At 52.7% G+C, this 16,779-nt stretch carries 20 protein-coding genes; 5 read left to right on the top strand and 15 right to left on the bottom strand.

Annotated elements, in window-relative coordinates:
* Positions 1–133: 133 nt before the first annotated feature.
* From ACTNDI_RS08655 to ACTNDI_RS08615, 9 genes are all read right to left on the bottom strand, one after another.
* Positions 134–364, bottom strand: coding sequence for a hypothetical protein (locus tag ACTNDI_RS08655; protein WP_441100587.1), 231 nt, complete (start codon positions 362–364; stop codon positions 134–136).
* A 64-nt stretch (positions 365–428) separates the two neighbouring features.
* Complete coding sequence (locus tag ACTNDI_RS08650) at positions 429–863, bottom strand: DUF7698 family protein (RefSeq protein ID WP_441100586.1); 435 nt, start codon at positions 861–863, stop codon at positions 429–431.
* A 129-nt stretch (positions 864–992) separates the two neighbouring features.
* Complete coding sequence (locus ACTNDI_RS08645) at positions 993–1,172, bottom strand: DUF5049 domain-containing protein (protein WP_441100585.1); 180 nt, start codon at positions 1,170–1,172, stop codon at positions 993–995.
* 1 nt (position 1,173) lies between these two features.
* On the bottom strand, positions 1,174–1,398 hold the full coding sequence (locus ACTNDI_RS08640) for a DUF4314 domain-containing protein (RefSeq protein WP_441100584.1): 225 nt from the start codon (positions 1,396–1,398) through the stop codon (positions 1,174–1,176).
* The gene (locus ACTNDI_RS08635) at positions 1,395–2,102 is read right to left on the bottom strand and encodes a virulence protein (RefSeq protein ID WP_441100583.1); all 708 of its coding nucleotides are present in this window, start codon (positions 2,100–2,102) and stop codon (positions 1,395–1,397) included. The genes ACTNDI_RS08640 and ACTNDI_RS08635 overlap by 4 nt, the downstream gene beginning before the upstream one ends.
* Positions 2,103–2,223: 121 nt before the next feature.
* Positions 2,224–3,480 carry a site-specific DNA-methyltransferase gene (locus ACTNDI_RS08630; RefSeq protein ID WP_441100582.1) on the bottom strand — a complete coding sequence of 419 codons (1,257 nt, stop codon included), beginning with the start codon at positions 3,478–3,480 and terminating at the stop codon, positions 2,224–2,226.
* 580 nt (positions 3,481–4,060) lie between these two features.
* Positions 4,061–4,387, bottom strand: a complete 327-nt coding sequence (locus ACTNDI_RS08625; RefSeq protein WP_441100581.1) for a type II toxin-antitoxin system HicB family antitoxin — start codon at positions 4,385–4,387, stop codon at positions 4,061–4,063.
* Positions 4,377–4,640, bottom strand: coding sequence for a type II toxin-antitoxin system HicA family toxin (locus tag ACTNDI_RS08620; protein WP_441100580.1), 264 nt, complete (start codon positions 4,638–4,640; stop codon positions 4,377–4,379). The genes ACTNDI_RS08625 and ACTNDI_RS08620 overlap by 11 nt, the downstream gene beginning before the upstream one ends.
* A gap of 31 nt (positions 4,641–4,671) precedes the next feature.
* The gene (locus tag ACTNDI_RS08615; protein WP_441100579.1) at positions 4,672–5,031 is read right to left on the bottom strand and encodes an HNH endonuclease; all 360 of its coding nucleotides are present in this window, start codon (positions 5,029–5,031) and stop codon (positions 4,672–4,674) included.
* Between the two features lie 71 nt (positions 5,032–5,102).
* Between ACTNDI_RS08615 and ACTNDI_RS08610 the strand changes: the two genes are divergently transcribed.
* On the top strand, positions 5,103–5,750 hold the full coding sequence (locus ACTNDI_RS08610; RefSeq protein WP_441100578.1) for a SprT-like domain-containing protein: 648 nt from the start codon (positions 5,103–5,105) through the stop codon (positions 5,748–5,750).
* 351 nt (positions 5,751–6,101) lie between these two features.
* On the opposite strand, the gene ACTNDI_RS08605 is transcribed toward ACTNDI_RS08610, so the two are convergent.
* The 6 genes from ACTNDI_RS08605 to ACTNDI_RS08580 all read right to left on the bottom strand — a co-directional run bounded on the left by ACTNDI_RS08605 (position 6,102) and on the right by ACTNDI_RS08580 (position 11,859).
* Positions 6,102–6,524, bottom strand: a complete 423-nt coding sequence (locus tag ACTNDI_RS08605) for a sigma factor-like helix-turn-helix DNA-binding protein (RefSeq protein ID WP_441100577.1) — start codon at positions 6,522–6,524, stop codon at positions 6,102–6,104.
* Positions 6,514–6,786, bottom strand: coding sequence for a hypothetical protein (locus ACTNDI_RS08600; protein ID WP_441100576.1), 273 nt, complete (start codon positions 6,784–6,786; stop codon positions 6,514–6,516). The genes ACTNDI_RS08605 and ACTNDI_RS08600 overlap by 11 nt, the downstream gene beginning before the upstream one ends.
* The gene (locus ACTNDI_RS08595) at positions 6,780–8,210 is read right to left on the bottom strand and encodes an SNF2-related protein (RefSeq protein ID WP_441100575.1); all 1,431 of its coding nucleotides are present in this window, start codon (positions 8,208–8,210) and stop codon (positions 6,780–6,782) included. The genes ACTNDI_RS08600 and ACTNDI_RS08595 overlap by 7 nt, the downstream gene beginning before the upstream one ends.
* Entirely contained in the window at positions 8,200–8,544 is a 345-nt protein-coding gene (locus ACTNDI_RS08590; RefSeq protein ID WP_441100574.1) for a VRR-NUC domain-containing protein, read from the bottom strand. The genes ACTNDI_RS08595 and ACTNDI_RS08590 overlap by 11 nt, the downstream gene beginning before the upstream one ends.
* 257 nt (positions 8,545–8,801) lie before the next feature.
* Positions 8,802–11,369 carry a VapE domain-containing protein gene (locus ACTNDI_RS08585; RefSeq protein ID WP_441100573.1) on the bottom strand — a complete coding sequence of 856 codons (2,568 nt, stop codon included), beginning with the start codon at positions 11,367–11,369 and terminating at the stop codon, positions 8,802–8,804.
* A complete protein-coding gene (locus ACTNDI_RS08580; protein WP_441100572.1) occupies positions 11,353–11,859 on the bottom strand; it encodes a hypothetical protein in 507 nt (168 codons plus the stop codon). The genes ACTNDI_RS08585 and ACTNDI_RS08580 overlap by 17 nt, the downstream gene beginning before the upstream one ends.
* A gap of 448 nt (positions 11,860–12,307) precedes the next feature.
* Here ACTNDI_RS08580 and ACTNDI_RS08575 point away from each other — a divergent pair, with 448 nt between their 5' ends.
* The 4 genes from ACTNDI_RS08575 (at position 12,308) to ACTNDI_RS08560 (ending at position 16,715) form a co-directional block, all read left to right on the top strand.
* A complete protein-coding gene (locus tag ACTNDI_RS08575) occupies positions 12,308–12,766 on the top strand; it encodes a hypothetical protein (protein WP_441100571.1) in 459 nt (152 codons plus the stop codon).
* On the top strand, positions 12,756–13,895 hold the full coding sequence (locus ACTNDI_RS08570) for a DUF2800 domain-containing protein (protein WP_441100570.1): 1,140 nt from the start codon (positions 12,756–12,758) through the stop codon (positions 13,893–13,895). The genes ACTNDI_RS08575 and ACTNDI_RS08570 overlap by 11 nt, the downstream gene beginning before the upstream one ends.
* A gap of 139 nt (positions 13,896–14,034) precedes the next feature.
* Positions 14,035–14,601 carry a DUF2815 family protein gene (locus ACTNDI_RS08565; RefSeq protein WP_441100569.1) on the top strand — a complete coding sequence of 189 codons (567 nt, stop codon included), beginning with the start codon at positions 14,035–14,037 and terminating at the stop codon, positions 14,599–14,601.
* Positions 14,602–14,720: 119 nt separating this feature from the next.
* Positions 14,721–16,715 (top strand): DNA polymerase, encoded by a 1,995-nt coding sequence (locus tag ACTNDI_RS08560; RefSeq protein ID WP_441100568.1) that lies wholly within the window; start codon positions 14,721–14,723, stop codon positions 16,713–16,715.
* Positions 16,716–16,779 lie beyond the last annotated feature (64 nt).

Here is a 16,779-nt window from a genome sequence, read left to right as displayed (position 1 = left end):
TACATATATCACTCTGCGCCGGATATAAAGCAAGGAGAACCAACACATATATGTGACAAAGATCAGCGGAAGAAATTGTGTGTATTTGTACGAGGAACAGGGCCTTTCATAAGGGCTCCGTTCCCGATTCTTTTTACTTGAATGGCACCTCCGCTCCGGCGATGCCTCTCGGATCCATCTGCATCGATATGGCATCCGGGTAATGGCTTAAGTGCGCTAGTTCTTCCCAGAGCCGGTTCTCTTCCTCGTACAGAGAATCGTAAGCACCGGGAGGCGCCATTCCGCATCCAAGCTCATCATCGACGGCAATAAATGTTTCGATTTCGTCAATCTTCTTCAGGATTTCCTTTTTCTGTCTTGTCATGGCCTTCGTCTCCTTTCCGTGTTCCAGAAGTGGAAGGCCCCTCTTCAGGGCCCTCCCAATTCCCTTAATTCAGGATCATCTTGAAGGCGTGGCCTTTTTCATATCCTTTGCCCCAGAGGTCTTTCCGGAGGTTGACCTCAACCATCTCGCCGATTGTGCAGCCTGCCTCTTTAAAAAGCCATAAGGTTTCGATTGCATCCGTTGCCCTGCAGGAGTAGGTGAAGGCCTTGATGCCGTTCTCCTTCATGCAGGCGGTGAGGGCTTCCACATCCCTGTCCCAGATGATGTCGTCGAAGTCGAGGATCTCGTTCTCGTTGTCCCTTGATTTCTCGTAGGCTCTCCAGATCTTCCAGGCAATGTCGCCTAGCTCGTCGATCCTGTCCTCGGTCGCCTTCGCGGCTTCTCTTGCGGCATCCCTCTCCTCTGCTGAGGTGGCTGCCTTGTAGGCTTTCTTTACTTCTGCGATGGTGTTGTAGGTTTCTTCAAAAATGTTCGTCATGGCTTTGTCCTCCTTGCTTTGTGCTTGTTTGCCTTTTCCTTTGGCATGTACATATATCACTCTGCAGGCGATATATAGCAAGGAAATAAGCCTCATAACCTGCACAAAGATGTACCGAAAATCCTGTGCTTATCTGACATCTCCATGAAGAATAAAGCGGACGTATTCGTCCCGGTGCTCCTCAATAAAGAGCACCAGATCGTAGTAGTTCCGGTCGAAGGCGAGGCGCTGCACGTAGGGCAGGTCGAACATGTTCGTAAGGCCGCTGTCTCGAATCGCAATAATCTGTTGCCTGATCTTCTCATCCATATCAGTCCACCACCTTCCGCACGATGTCCTCGCCATAGATCACGCTTAGTCCTGAACCGTTATCCCAGTGGACGAGCAAGGATCCCGTGTCATCGACACCATAGACAGTTCCTTTTGTGCCGATTGGCGGTGCCTGGATGTCGTCCATCTGAAGAAGCTCCACACGGGTGCCCTGCGGGTATTCCTCCCGCAAAGCGCTAAGTCTCTTTTCACTTATCATCCTCATGAGAGCACCTCCTTTGCCGGTGCGCCGTTTTTAAAGGCAGAGCTTCCTGTCAGGTTCTTAAGGAGAACTTTGCGGTCTTCCTTGTACTCAGCTCCGATGAATCCGAGCCGGAGAAGAAAACAGCGGAAGGTGTACTTTTCGTTGACTGCCGGATGTTCTTTTCCGCTGCAGCGGTTCACCTCTTTGGAAAGCTTGCAGAGGAAGGAAAGAAATCTGGTGTAGGCGTTTACCTCTTCCGAGGTAAGCTCGCGGTCAAACCAAGGGAACTCGATCTTATCATCCGTGATGTTGATCTGGGTGTCGGTGATCCCGAGCGCCTTCTTGATGAGGCTCTCCTTTGCGCTGATCAGGTTCTTAAGCGTATCGATGTTTGCGGATGCAAGCGGAAGGCTGATTGTCAGCGCCGGTTCCTGCCCGGTAGCGTTCTCCTTCTCTGTAGTTGCTACCTGCTCAGGTTGTTCTGCTTTACCATCTTCCTGCTCACCCTCAGCGGTGAATCCCTTCTCGTTCAGTGCTTCCATCACCTTCTTAAGCTTCTCCTCATCTTCGCAAGTGACCGATCCGTCCTTGTCAACCGTGATGTCTCCGATCTCGTAGGCGCAGGTCGGCATCCGCTTGTAGTCGGCTTTCTCTCCGGTGATCTCTGCGATTGCGTTAACAAGCTCTTTTCTCTTAGTTCCTGTCAGGTTGTAGTTTGCTTTCATGGCATGTGCCTCCTTTTCTTTTGGTAGTACATACATCACTCAGGAGCGCCGCAATAGCAACTCATACTGGCAGGAATTATGAACAAAGATCAGGCAGAGCTTTTGGCGGATGTATACCTGCTTATGCGCTCTCCTCCTTCGGCATCGCCGCGATCGCTTCATCGAGCGTGAGCTTCTGGCCGTCACGAAGTACATACGCATCATCGGAGTTCCCGACCTGTTCGACGTAGCGCTTTACGATGACATCCACAAACTTGGGATCCAGCTCAATGCCTCGACAAATCCGGTCGGTCTGCTCACAGGCAATCAGGGTAGAGCCGGATCCGAGGAAGGGATCCAGAACAATTCCGTTTGTCATCGAGGAGTTCCGGATTGGATATGCCATCAGCTGCACCGGTTTCATCGTCGGATGATCCTTGGATGCTTTCGGACGATCATACTCCCAGATGGTGGTCTGCTTCCGGTCCGAGTACCACTCATGCCTCCCGCCCTTCTTCCAGCCAAACAGGCACGGTTCATGCTGCCACTGGTAGGGAGAGCGTCCCAGGACCAGTGCGTTCTTTTTCCAGATGCAGCAGCCGGAAAGGTAGAAGCCTGCATCCGCAAATGCCCTGCGGAAGTTCAGTCCCTCCGTATCTGCATGGAATACGTAGATGGAACCGTCATCGGCGAGGTTGTCATGCATGCAGGTATAGGCAGCAAGCAGGAACTTGTAGAAGTCCTCGTCGGCCATGTTGTCATTCAGGATCTTCCCTGCCGTTTCCTCCACATTTACGTTATAAGGTGGGTCCGTCACGATAACGTTTGCCTTCACACCATCCATCAGCTTCTCGTAGGAAGCAGGATCCGTGGAGTCGCCACAGAAAACGGTGTGTCGTTCCAGGAGCCATAGGTCCCCGGCTTTGGAGAAGGTCGGATTCTTCAGTTCCTCGTCCACATCAAAGTCATCCTCTTTGACTTCTTTCGATGCCACCTTGTTAAAGAGCTGCTCCATCTCCGGAGGCTCGAAGCCGGTGAGCGCGGTGTTGAAGTCGCTCGCCTCAAGATCGTGCAGAAGATCGGCAAGGAGGTTTTCATCCCACGCACCTGTGATCTTGTTGAGCGCGATGTTTAAGGCCTTCTCTCTGGTCTTATCGATGTCGACGACTGCGCAGGGAACCTCGGTGTAGCCGAGATCCATCGCAACAGTCAGTCTCTGATGTCCTCCGATAATTGTCATATCGGCATTCACAACCAAAGGATCCGCAAAGCCAAACTCCTGAATGGAGTTCTTGATCTTCTCGTATTCTTTATCACCCGGCTTCAGTTTCTTTCTCGGGTTGTAGGCTGCCGGTTTCAGATCCTTCACTGGTATTGTTTTTAACGTTGCTGTCTTCACGTTCTCTTCTCCTTTCCCGTTCCATCCTCTTGTTGAATGTCCAGCGGCAGCGGTTACTGCAGAAGCACCTGGGCCTGCCTCGCCGATTCCCTTCGATCGGCTTCCCACACTCCGGACAGAACCGCTTCGCACAGGACTCGAGGAACAGGGAAAGATCCTGCTTTCTTTCGATGTCTTCCATACTGTTCTCCTGTCCGCAAAAATGCCCGAGGCCTTGGAAACAAAGGACTTCTGGGCATGAAAAAAGCAGTGGCGGATCTTGCTCCAACACTGCCTGTAAAAGTTATCAATTTTTCAAACAAATCCGCATTCTATGCGGATATTGCACGTGAAATGTACCTTTCCGGGACCCGTCCGGCGGCCGTCTGACCCCGGGGTATCAATTTCGCGGAAATCAACGCAAGAGGGGGCGCCGGTCCCTGAGGCTCGAGCACGTAGAGATTTTTACCTCCCCCATGAACACGAACACAGCGTTTGAACACAAAATCCCAATAAAAAAGCACTCGGGAGATTTCTCTCTCGAATGCTCTGTCATCAATCTTATGTTGTTACTCTTCCGGGCGCTTCTCACCCGACAGGCTCAGCCCTGCATCAACTCATCTTCTGCAGCCTTTTCCATGAACTTATTCACGGACATCTTTTTCTTCTTTGCAGCAGCAGCCACACGTCTGTGAAGGTTCGGATCAAACCTCAGCAACATCTTTCCTGAATATGGTTTCTCAGGATCGACACCATCCTCACTGCACCACTCAAGGTAATCGTCCACAGAATCATGAAAGGCCTGCTCCAATTCAGAGACAGACTCACCCTGAAACGTAATGACGTCCTTGAGACCCAGCACTTCACCGGAGAAGATGTGGGCGTCCTCATCGAACTCTGCTATTCCCTCATATCCTTTATACATCATCTCGCGTCACCTCCGCTTCCTGCAATAACCTGCGCACCGATTTCACAGCTCCTTTGTCCGTGACTTTCTCTGGGTGCGGTCGATGGAAAACGGCTCGTATACCATTTAGCTTCACCCTGACTCGCGATCCGTTCCCTTCCGTGATCTCTGCACCAACTGCTGCGAAGAGAGCTTCGATGTCATGCCACTCAATGTCAGACTTTACAGGATCAGTGAAGATCGCGTCCCAGGTTTTCTTATTCTTGCTACTCATGAGATGATGATATCACTTTTTGATATCATTTTCAATACTTGTATTCCGGTCTGCTGTCGAACTCTCCTGTCTTCTTGTCGTGGCAGGGTTTGCAAAGCGCCTGCCAGTTATCCGGATTCCAGAAGAGCTCCGAATCACCACGATGAGGCTGTATGTGATCGACCACTGTCGCCTTAGTGTACCTGCCTTCCTTCAGGCACTGCTCACAAAGTGGATGTGCAGCCAGGTACATCTTCCGGGCTTTATTCCACCTGGAACCGTAGCCTCGGGACGTTGCCGACCGCACCTCTTCCGGGTGCATCTTCCTGTGCTTCTCACAATATTTCTCTCCATACGGCACAAGCTCCGGACAGCCGGGATGTGCGCAGGGGTGCTTTGGTTTATGTGGCATTGCTTTTACCTTCTTTAACACGTACCATTTAGTTTTGTGTTATAATATGCAGTAGAAATAAGGAGGTTCGCATGAAAGAGCTCGAAACTTCAATCGATTACACAAAGGAACTGAAGCGCCTTTTCACAGACTTCAACAATCACTACTGGGACGGCAACCTGCCGGATGTCTTCTTTACCATCTCCCCTACCCGAGGTGCTCATGGCCATTTCACAGCTTATGAAGCTTGGCAGAATGATGAAAACGGTGACGGCAAATATGAGATCAATATCTCTGCAATCACCATCTCCCGCCCTCCGGAAGAGGTCTCGGCAACACTTCTTCACGAAATGTGCCACCTTTCAAACTTTATTCGGAACATACCTGACTGCAGCAACCATGGCCGTTATCACAACGTGCACTTCAAAGAAGAGGCTGAGTCTCATGGACTTATCTGCAGCAAAGACAAAACATACGGCTGGTCTCATACTTCTCTCAATGAGGAAGCGAAAAAATACTGCGCTAAAATCAATATCAAGCCCTTCCAGTACCGCCGTGTTGATCCGAACTCCAAGCGAAGGAGCAAGATCAAGTATGTCTGCCCGAATGCAGAAAACAGCGAGGACTGCAAGAGGAATAACGTCTGGGCTAACCATGCTGTAAAGCTCATCTGCTCTTACTGCGGCTCTGAACTTGTCCCAGACCTTGGTCCTTCCAAGCCTCGCACCGATCATGAATAAAGCTTATTTAAGGAACAAAGAAGGACGGGTACAGCGAAAGGAGTAAAGGCTGTATCCGTCCGGCACCTCGCGTCCACCCTCGCGAGGGAAACGAAAAGGCCCTGCGGAGTATGTGCTCTGCAAGGCCCTCGTTTTATTCTTTGTTCGATTATATACTATCATAGTAGCCAGTATGAAAAATAGCGCAAATCGCGCAAATTCGTGCAAATCGCGCAAAAACGTGCAGACTTTTTTATGTCTGGACTTCTTGGACTTGCTCCATGTGACGGTATGTGTTACACGGTATCTGATGCACAGTATCCGCAGCACGGTATCTGCCGCACACTATCTGCTACACAGTCTGTGTGACACTCATGCAGCGCGATACTCTTCCGGCACCTTCACCGCTTCCAGTGCCTTGCCGTGAAGGGTCTGGACAGAGCGGACACTGCAATGAAGGTCATCCGCAATTTCCTCCCAAGTAAAATAACAGAGATACCGCTCTTCAAGAATCAGCCGATATTCCGGTCTTCTCACCCCATCAATGACATGCTTCAGTTCCACCTTCAGATTGACCAGCTTTACGATGTCCTCGCGGATCTCATCTTCTAGCGATGTCATCTTCACAATGGCGTTCTCCATCTTATGGATGTTACGGTTCGGTGATCCCGGCATACCGCTCATCGCCTGTGTGGTACTCGTCGCCAGAGCCTTCAGCGCTTCAAGCTGCTGATTCTTGGACTTGATCTGCTGGTCTATGCTAAAAGCCTGCTGTAAAAATTCTTTAGCTTCCATGATGCTTCTTCCTTTCTTTTGAAATCTTATCGGCAAATTCCTGATCCAGCTTGTCGATCAGATAATCTGCCGGAATCGAGGTCAATGTCGTGTACCAGTCAGAGTGGAAGAAGGATAAGAGTTCCTCCTTCTCAATCTGGGCATCTTTGTTCTTCGGATGGCGATGCAGCCGCCTCAGACAGGCGCGGTAATCGTAAACTGCCTGCATGACGATAGCGTTCGCCAGATTCTCGTAAGGATCGCCAACGTTCCGCTTCAACATGCGATGGCACCTCCTGTTCCATCACCGAGCTCGGCCTTGACTGCCTTGATAAGATCATCCTGTGTGGTAGCTTTGTCGCTCAGGGCTTTGGCAACCCGCTCATCGATCGTGTCCTCGCAGAGAATGCGATGCATGATAACGGTCTCCTTCTGTCCCTGCCTCCAGAGTCTTGCCACGGTCTGCTGATACAGCTCAAGGGACCACGGCAGCGAGTACCAGATCATGAGATGCGACTGGTGCTGCAGGTTCAGGCCATGTCCAGCAGATGCCGGTGAAATGAGGCCGATGTTAATCTTGCCTGCATCCCAGTCGTCGAGATCGTCAGCGGTCTTCAGGTCGCGGACCTCGTAGCCATCCTTCTCAAGGTAATAGTGGATATTGTCATGGTCGCTCTGGAACCAGTCCACGATGAGAACTGTCTGGCCGTTTGCCTGCTCGATCAGATCTTCCAGTGCTTCCAGCTTTCTTTGATGGATCATGAGCGGCACATGCGCGTCATTGTAAACAGCGCCGCTGGCCATCTGTCGGAGCTTGTTGGAAAGGACTGCCGCATTCTTGGCATCAATGATCTCGCCATCCACGGTCAGGACAAGTGAATCCTTCAGCTCTTCGTATCTTGCCCGCTCCGATCGGCTCATGGAGACCTCGTGATCAACCGTAACCAACTCCGGCATATCGAGATAGTCGAGAGCCTTCATGCTGATCGTGATATCATCGATGGCGTCGTAGATGCGATCGTCAGCACCGGGAAGCAGTTCATATTTATAGATCTGCCCGGTGTAAGGATTAAACTCACACGGACGGAAGTACTCATTATGAAAGCGGGTGAAGAACCTTCCCAGCCTCTTCCCGCCGTCCAGGATGCCTACTTCACCGAACAGGTCCTCCAGACCGTTGGATGCCGGTGTTCCGGTGAGGCCTACCATGCGCTTGATGAAAGGACGTACCCTGCGGAGAGCTTTCCACCGCTTGCTCATGGCATTCTTGAAAGAGCTCAGTTCGTCGATCACAACCATGTCGAAGGGCCAGATCTCGCCTGCATGGTGCTCCTCCATGTAGTCGACCAGCCAAGCAGTGTTCTCGCGGTTACAAACGTAGAGATCTGTGTCCGCTTCTATCGCTGCCTCACGTTTCTTGGGCGCTCCGGTGATAAGTGAGACCCTTAGGTCCTTCGTGTGCTGCCAGACCCTCACTTCTTCCGGCCAGACCTTCTGACAAACTCTCAAGGGAGCAATTACCAGTGTCTTATGCACCTTGCCCTTGCTCATGAGATACCGGATGGCTGACAGAGTGATGATCGTCTTGCCTAGTCCCATCTCCAATATCAACAGAGCAATCGGATGCTCTACGATAAAGCGGATACAAGCCATCTGGTACTCATGCAGTTCGCTGTACTCATGCAGTTCGCTGTATTTATGTGTCATCTTTCTTCTCCTTAACTCTTATCGCATCGATGATCATCTGTGCCTGATCGAAGTCGTCCATGACAAAGACCTGAAAGCCCATATCACGGAGTTGCTGATGCCGGTACAGTTGCAGCGGTCTGGGCTTTTCACCCGGAGCCTTTAGCTCCACGAAACCGATGTGGCCGTACGGCATCAGGACAATTCGGTCCGGCATTCCGTTCGTACCGGGCGAGACAAACTTCGGTGCCCAGCCGCCCTGCTTCTTCACCTCATTCACAAGATGCTGCTCGATCATGTGCTCGGATATTTTCTTCTGACCATATACCTGGTTAGTGATATTCTTCTTACTCATCTAGCTCTCCTCATTCTGGGCTGTAATAGGGGTGGGACAGGACAGGCCAAAACGAGTCCAAAAAAATAAATAGCGTGTTTGTCGTCTGTGCTCCTCATCCCTATACTCCCCTATATATAAATATTTATTACTCTGTATAGAGAGGTTGTCCCACTTGTCCCAAAGGGCTGAAAAGCCTTATTTTATGCGGGTTTGCGGCATGGACAGGAGGTGGGACAGCACCGGGACAAGCCTGAGCCTGTCCCAGTTTTGACCCTTCAAGAGGCGCTATCGACACCCCTGTCAGAGGTGTTTGAGGCGGTACGCACATACACTCTCTGCCTGCCATAGCCCTTGATGCGCCTGCGACCCTCAGGCCTGTCCCACCCATCAATGGACTTCATGATGGCTGCGATCTGGTAAGAGTCTCTCTGCTGGATCTTGGCGAGATCCTGTCCGAAGCACTCGCACCAGATCTCTGCGTTGCTGACCTCCGTGCGCTGCACGACTCCCTTGGGTGCGGTCGGGCTGTCCGGATCCTGTACGTACTGACGTCTCGCGAAAAGATCCATACTGTCCCAGTTGGCAGGGAGCTTTAAGTCAAGGTAGTTCTCGACGAGTCCCTTGCGGTCATCCATCTCCATAGCGTCCTTCTGTGCTGCCTCAGCTTCTGGGATGAGATAGTCAGGAAGGTACAGTTCTTCGCCAGCCTCGTAGTAGTGCTTGGCCTCAGCCCAGATCTGCTGCCGATCAGCATCTGAGAAGTGAAAGTTTACCCGCTGCTCCGACTGATGAAGGTTCACCACCCAGAAACGGCGATTGCCGGTGATGTCACGAAGGAAACCCTGCTCCTTACCGTTGACCGTTCCGACGATGATGCACTGACGGGGATGCGACTCGACCACATGACCATAGGAAGGTCTGTACTTATCATCCGACGTGCTCAGGAAGGACTTCACCTTCTCGATGTCCGCCTTCTTCATGCCTGCCAGCTCTGCCACTTCGATGATGAGGTAGCCTTGCAGCTTCTCAGCGCCGGTCTTGTCATTCATGTCAGTCAGCGACAGTGTGTCGGAGAAATATTCCGGCCCGATCAGATCCTTGAAGAAACTGGATTTGCCGATACCCTGATCACCGGAAAGGACCAGCATCGTATCAAACTTGGTTCCCGGCTCATAGATGCGGGTGACCAGCGCAGTCAGTGTCTTCTTGGTGACAGCCCTCACGTACTCCGTGTCGTCTGCCTGAAACGTATCGATGAGAAGCGTCGGTATACGCTCCGTGCCGTCCCATGCTGGGAGGTTGTCCAGATAATCTCTGGCAGGGTTGAACTTTCTGTCGGTCGATACCTTCGTGAAGGCGATGTCAAAGTTTCGCTCTGAGAAGGCTGTGTAGCAGATATCCACGTAAGCTTTGATCTGTGCGGTGTCCTTATCCGTCCAGTACTTGGTGCCGCTAGGACGCTTCCACGGGACCGGACCTGTGATCTGGACCATGTTTGCCATCTCGTTGTAGCCGAAGCTCTGGATGTTCTTGTCCATCTTCAGGATCAGGATCTCGTTGTAGACGTTATTGATGAGCTGTCCTCTCCTGTTGAGCTGCAGCTTTGCCTTCCATGCATCTGGAGCTGGGGTGCCTGACGTAGGTCCTCCCCCGGAGGTAGCATCTCCACCTGAAGAAGCTCTAGTGTTCTCATCCCCGTCTGCGCCTTCATCCCCGTCTGTGTCCTCGCCTGTGCTTGTGCTCTCATCCGCGCTTGTGCTCTCGTCCGTGTGCGAGAACTCAGCGAAGTCAGCCGCTGCACTGTGGTTGCGTTCGTTGATCAGCTCTGCCTTGATCTTCGGGTCCTCCACAGCAAATGCCGCCATCTCATCGAAGGACTTCTTCTCATCCTCGTCCGGGAACTTATGCGTCCTGACCAGATCGAAGGCGTTCATCAGCTTCCCGCAGGCAGGGTCCGTCGCGTGATGGCTGTACGCAAACTTATCATCGAAGATCTGGACGCCTGCAGAACTCTCGCCGGGGATGTAATCGTACCTGCCAGCGACAGCGCTCGGTGCATACACGTCAGGAAGGAACTTCTCGATCGCGTCCTGAATCGGGTATGCCCTGCAGAACGCGCCGACCGGTCCACTCTTCTCCAGCGGGTCCTTCTGCTTCGTGACTTCCTTCTTCATCACGACGGACTGCCGGGAACTGACCGGCCATGTGCTGATGTCGTGCCAGTCATCGTACTTGGCAAGAACAACATCCGGATCGAGCAGTTCCCTGTCGGTACGCCGATACATGTAGGTCTGGTCCTTCGGTGTAGACGGCCAGTACATGAGACGGTGCGGCTCGTAGGTGCTGTCGTCGAACAGGTCGATCCCGATCTCCTTCGCCACCATACGTGCCACTGCCGGATACTCCTCTTCGGTCATCTCACGGCTGGTCGGAATGACGATCCTGAGTCTCGGCTTCTCCGCGCTGCACTTGTGTGTGCCATAGGCCACGTATGAGAAGCCATGGAGCAGGTCCAGATCATCCAGAACTCCGGGATAACCGAAATCCATATCCAGAACCACGGCGGAACGCGTCAGAACATGACCTGCCCTGCGAAGTCCTTCTGCGAGATGCCCCATGACGAAACCACCGACGTCCTTGATGGAGTCCTGATCGCCCTTTTTCATATGAAGATACTCATCGAGCGTTTCCGTTGTGACCTTTGTCTTGGAGAGAGCCTTGTTCAGCTCTCCCCAGGTGATCTCGCCATTCTTCCACTTCTTCGCCATACGCGTGTTGGCAGTGGCGATCTTCAGCTTGTAGTCATCCGTGATTGCGGTTGGGTTATCAGTCTGCATAGCCATGTGTCGGGTCCTCCTTATCACAATCCGCGCATCTAAGAACAGCTTTCAGAAGTGCTTCGTACGGGTCGTACTGATCTTCTGCATCGGAATCGACGTCGGTCTTTGCGGGATCGGCATCGGTCTCGTCTGGAGTGCTCTCTTCAGAGTTGTGTCCGTACCAGACCTCGCTCTCTCCTGCCTCCGCATCCTTCAGCGCCTGCACAGCGAACTCCAGTGCCTTGCGGAGAGCAACGGTGTTCTCTTTGCCGATTGTTCCGATCACGACGCTGTCCCCATCAAGACGGATGAGAAGTCCCTCTCCTTCGAGACGAACCAGTGCTCTCGTGTCGTCCGGCTTCCTGTCCTCGCAATCTTCACAACATCCGTCGCAGGCGCTCTCGCAGATCCCTGTGCCACCTGCCTGTACGGTTGCCGCATCATCGACATCTCTTTCGTACGTCGGGAAGAACACATCGCCGACCTTAGACATAAACTGCTTCACTCTGTACATATGATTTCCTCCGAATTCTCCGGAACTTCGGCTCCGGTCAGGTTGTCTTGAAGAGAACCATCTCCCTTCACCTTGTATGGAAGAATTAGGGGCTGAAATTATGACGGTTTTGAAAAGTTTCTTCAGAAAAACCGGGACTGTCCCAGAGAATGGGACAAACTTCTCTCGCATAGGTTCCGCATTATATAAAGAAGCAACTCATACGTCGCGTACTCTCTCGCTATCTTCCGTTCATCATCCACGCCTATCTCCCGCCGTACTGCCCCTCTGCGCTGCTCCATCTGTACCGCCATGCTGCGCATATTAAATAGGGAAGCGACACACTCTGCCTGTAAAAAAATCCGCCTAAACGTCATAAAAACGACCGCTAATTCTTCCATATATGGTGAAGGGACAATGACAAAGCACCTCACCCACAGCGGTGAGCAGACAAGAAAGGAGAAATCCTATGAACCTCATGGCAGAAGGACTTGCAGAAGTGATTGCAGGACTTCAGAAGATTCAGGCAGGACTGGCCGTTCAGGGCACGACTCCCGAAGAAGCAGCGACAAAGCCTGTAACAGCAGCAAAGCCTGCGACGACAGCAAAGCCTGCGACGACAGCAAAGCCTGTGCAGGCAACCGAGCCCGTGAAAGCAGCGGAACCCGCGACGGCAGCCGAACCGAAGGATGCTGAACCGGTGACCACAGCCGAACCGGCAGGGAAGGAACCCGCAGAGAAACCGAGCGGCAAGAAGTACACCACCGAGGATGTTCGCGGAGTGCTGGCAAACGCAGCTCACAATGGTCATCGCGATGAAGTGATCCAGATCCTGAAGGATCACGGAGCGAAGAACATCACGGAACTGAAGGAAGGCGACTACGCAGCGGTCGTGGCACAAGCCGAGGTACTGACCAATGCCGGATAAACACGCCATACTCTCTGCTTCCTCTTCCAACCGCTGGACGCACTGCACACCGTCAGCACTCATCAACGCGAAGCTCCCGGATGTGCAGACCACCTACAGCAAGGAAGGCACCTGCGCACACACCCTCTGCGAATACCTGCTTAAGAAGGCACTCGGATACACGGTCAGAGATCCAACAGAAGATCTGGAATACTACGATGCCGAGATGCAGGAATGCGCTGAGAAATACAGAGACTTCTGCATGGACAGCCTTGCTGAGGATGGACCGGACGCAAAGGCGTATGTCGAACAGCATCTGGACTACAGCAGATGGGTCAAGGATGGCTTTGGCACCGGTGACTGCGTAATCGTGTCGGACAAGGTCCTGCACATCATCGATTTCAAGTACGGCAGAGGCGTTGAGGTTCCGGCATCGGGTGAAGACGGAAGTCAGTACGGCAACACGCAGCTCATGTGCTACGCGCTGGGAGCGCTGGACACCTTCGAGTGCCTGTACAGCTTCGATACCGTGAAGCTTTCGATCTTTCAGCCGAGGATGAGCCACTACGACACTTTCACGATGTCGAAAGCCAAGCTGCTGGAATGGGCAGAGACAGTTCTCCGTCCGAAGGCAGAGCTCGCATGTCAGGGAGCTGGTGAATTCGAAGCCGGTGACTGGTGCCGCTTCTGCAAGATCTCCGGAACGTGCAAGACCAGAGCAGACGTACAGCTGGCGATCGCACGAGCGGAGTTCCGGGAAGCATCGGTGATGAGTCCGTCAGAGCTGGCAGAGCTTCTTCCGAAGCTGGATGACCTGATCACATGGGCAAACGATGTGAAAGAAGCTGCCCTGCAGGAGGCTACGGAAGGCACAGAAATCCCAGGTTTCAAACTGGTTGAAGGACGATCGGTACGCACATACCGCGATAAGGTACAGGCTGCTGAAGCAGTCAAGAGAGCCGGATACGATCCTTACGACAGGCAGATCCTTGGGATTGGCAAGATGCAGAAGCTGCTGGGAGCTGAGAAGTTCGATGAGATTCTCGGGCCGTACATCGTGAAGCCGAAAGGCAAGCCGACACTGGTCCCGGAGTCAGACAGGCGTCCTGAATGGAGCTCTGCCGAACAGGACTTCAAGGATGCTGGCTGATCATACGGCATCAAGTGAACAGCATCTGACAACAACTGAATATGGTAACAAGCCCGCTGGGGGACTGATTGTTCCCCATGAGAGCGGGCAAGAAGCAAAAACGCCTCATGTGAGGCAGCACAAACAAGGAGAAAAAGTTATGAGTAAGATGACACATGTTGTAACTGGGCCGAAGACCGTTCTTTCGTACCTCAATGTCAATGAGCCGAAAGCAGCACCGGGAGGCAAGCCGAAATACAGTGCCTCTCTCATCATCAGCAAGGATGATACGGATACGCTGGACAAGATTCACAAGGCGATCGAGGCGGCCTATGAGGAAGGTGAAGGTAAGCTGAAAGGCAACGGAAGAACTGTACCGCCTCTGGCAGCCATCAAGACTCCTCTTCGCGACGGCGATCTGGAGCGTCCGGATGACCCCGCATATCAGAATGCCTTCTTCCTGAATGCCAACAATCCGAGAAAGCCGGGTGTGGTGGATGCACATTGCAATCCCATCACGGATACCTCCGAGCTCTACTCCGGCATCATCGGAAGGGTTTCTATCAATTTCTATGCGTTCTCCGTCAACGGAAATCGCGGAATTGCCTGCAGCCTGAATAACATCCAGAAGCTGGAAGATGGGACTCCGCTCGGTTCTCAGATCTCTGCCGCTGAAGATTTCGCCGCTTTCAAGGCAGCTGATGGCGCGGATGATTTTCTGAATTAATCGGTTCATGGGGGTGGCGGAGCAATCTGCTGCCCCTTTACTTCCTGAGAGTTCATCGTGGAGAGTCACCATGAAAACATAATCACCCAAAGATAACCACATATTGAAAGGTCAAAAGAATGAAAAACAAAATAGTAAGGATGCTTCTGCTGGACTATGAGACGCGTTCCTCGGTGAACATCGCCAAGGCAGGAGTCTACAGGTACACGGAGTCGCCGGACTGGGCACCGCTTCTCTTGTCCGTATCAGTAGATGGCGGACCGACTGTCGTGTATGACATCGCAAACGGGGAGGAACCGCCCGAGGAAATCCTGAAAGCTCTGGTCGATCCGAACGTGATCAAGCTGGCGCACAACGCGGTCTTCGAAAGGATCGCCACCTCCGTGTATCTCAGGCGATGGCATCCGGAGTTCTTTCACGGCTATGGCACCGGCGACGATACGGTTGGCGGATACCTGGACCCGCATGGCTGGCACTGCTCTATGGTATGGGCCAGTTACCTTGGTCTCCCGCTCTCTCTGGAAAGCGTCGGTGCTGTCCTTGGGTTTGAAAAACAGAAGCTGAAGGAAGGTAAAGACCTGATCCGGTACTTCTGTACCCCGTGCAAACCGACGGTAGCGAATGGCGGCAGGTGCTGGCACACACCGGAAGATGCGCCGGAGAAGTGGGAGCTCTTCAAATCGTACAACAAGCGCGACACAGAAGTCGAAGTGCAGATCTATGAGAAGCTCTCCCGCTTCCCCGTCCCGGACTTCATCTGGGAGCAGTACTGGAGGGATCAGACGATCAACGACAGAGGTATCCTGATCGATCCGGATATGGTACAAAATGCCATCAAGATCAGCGAGATCAGCAAAAACTCTCTGACAGAGAAACTGCAGGTCATGACCCACCTTGACAACCCGAACAGCGTGGCCCAGATGAAGCAGTATCTCATCAGTCAGGGTGTCCATGCAGAGTCTCTTGGCAAGAAGCAGGTGGCCGCTCTGATTCCGACTGTATCACCGGAAGTTGCAGAGGTTCTTGTCCTCCGCCAGCAGATCAGCAAATCCAGCGTCAAAAAATATGAGGCCATGGAGAACGCGGTCTGTGAGGATGGACGGTGCAGAGGCCTCTTCCAGTTCTGGGGCACTCACACAGGGAGGTGGGCTGGCAGGCTGATCCAGTTGCAGAATCTGCCGCAGAATCACATGCAGGATCTCGAACAGGCGCGGAATCTCGTAAAAGACGGGGACTACGAAATGCTTTCTATATTATATGAGAACATTCCGGCAGTCCTCTCCGAGCTGATCCGGACGGCCTTCGTCGCAAGAGATGGTTATAAGTTCATCGTGGCCGACTACAGCGCGATCGAAGCTCGGGTCCTCTCCTACCTTGCAGGTGAGACCTGGAGATCTGAAGTCTTCCGTACTGGCGGTGACATCTACTGTGAGTCCGCTTCTCACATGTTCGGAGTTCCGGTCGTCAAGCATGGCGTGAACGGAGAGCTTCGGCAGAAAGGGAAAATCGCAGAACTGGCGCTTGGCTATGGCGGCAGCGTCGGTGCGTTGAAACAGATGGGCGCTTTGGAGATGGGTTTGACCGAGGACGAGCTCCAGCCGCTGGTGAACAGCTGGCGAGGCACGAATCCCCGCATTGTCGAATACTGGTGGACTGTCGACCGGGCGATCAAGACCGCCATAAAGAAGGGTGTAAAGACCTCTGTCGGTCCGATCGACATCTGGGTGGAATCACAAATGCTGTTCATTCGTCTCCCGTCAGGCAGATGCATCGTCTATCCGCAGCCGTCCATCGGTACAAACAAGTATGGCTCCGAGAGCATCACGTACGCAGGGACTGACACGGCAAAGAAATGGACCCGCGTCGAAAGTTACGGTCCGAAGTTCGTGGAGAATATCGTTCAGGCTTACAGCAGGGATGTCCTTGCGAATGCCATGCAGAACCTGTCAGACCGCTTCATCTGCGCTCACGTCCATGACGAGTTGATCATCGAAGCGCCTGTGGACACAGATCTTCAGGCCATCTGCGACATCATGGGTCAGACGCCGGACTGGGCACCGGGACTGATCCTCCGGGCAGACGGATATGAGACACCTTTTTACAAGAAAGACTAACTTCAAGAGCTGGCATGGCGAATGGCTGTGCTGGCTCTTTTTCATATTTATGATATTTTCATTT

The sequence above is a fragment of the Bilifractor sp. HCP3S3_D3 genome (assembly GCF_052063915.1).
Classification (GTDB): Bacteria; Bacillota; Clostridia; order Lachnospirales; family Lachnospiraceae; genus Bilifractor.
The sequence above is the reverse complement of the archived record's forward strand: the minus strand, read 5'-3'. Positions and strand labels throughout refer to the sequence as shown.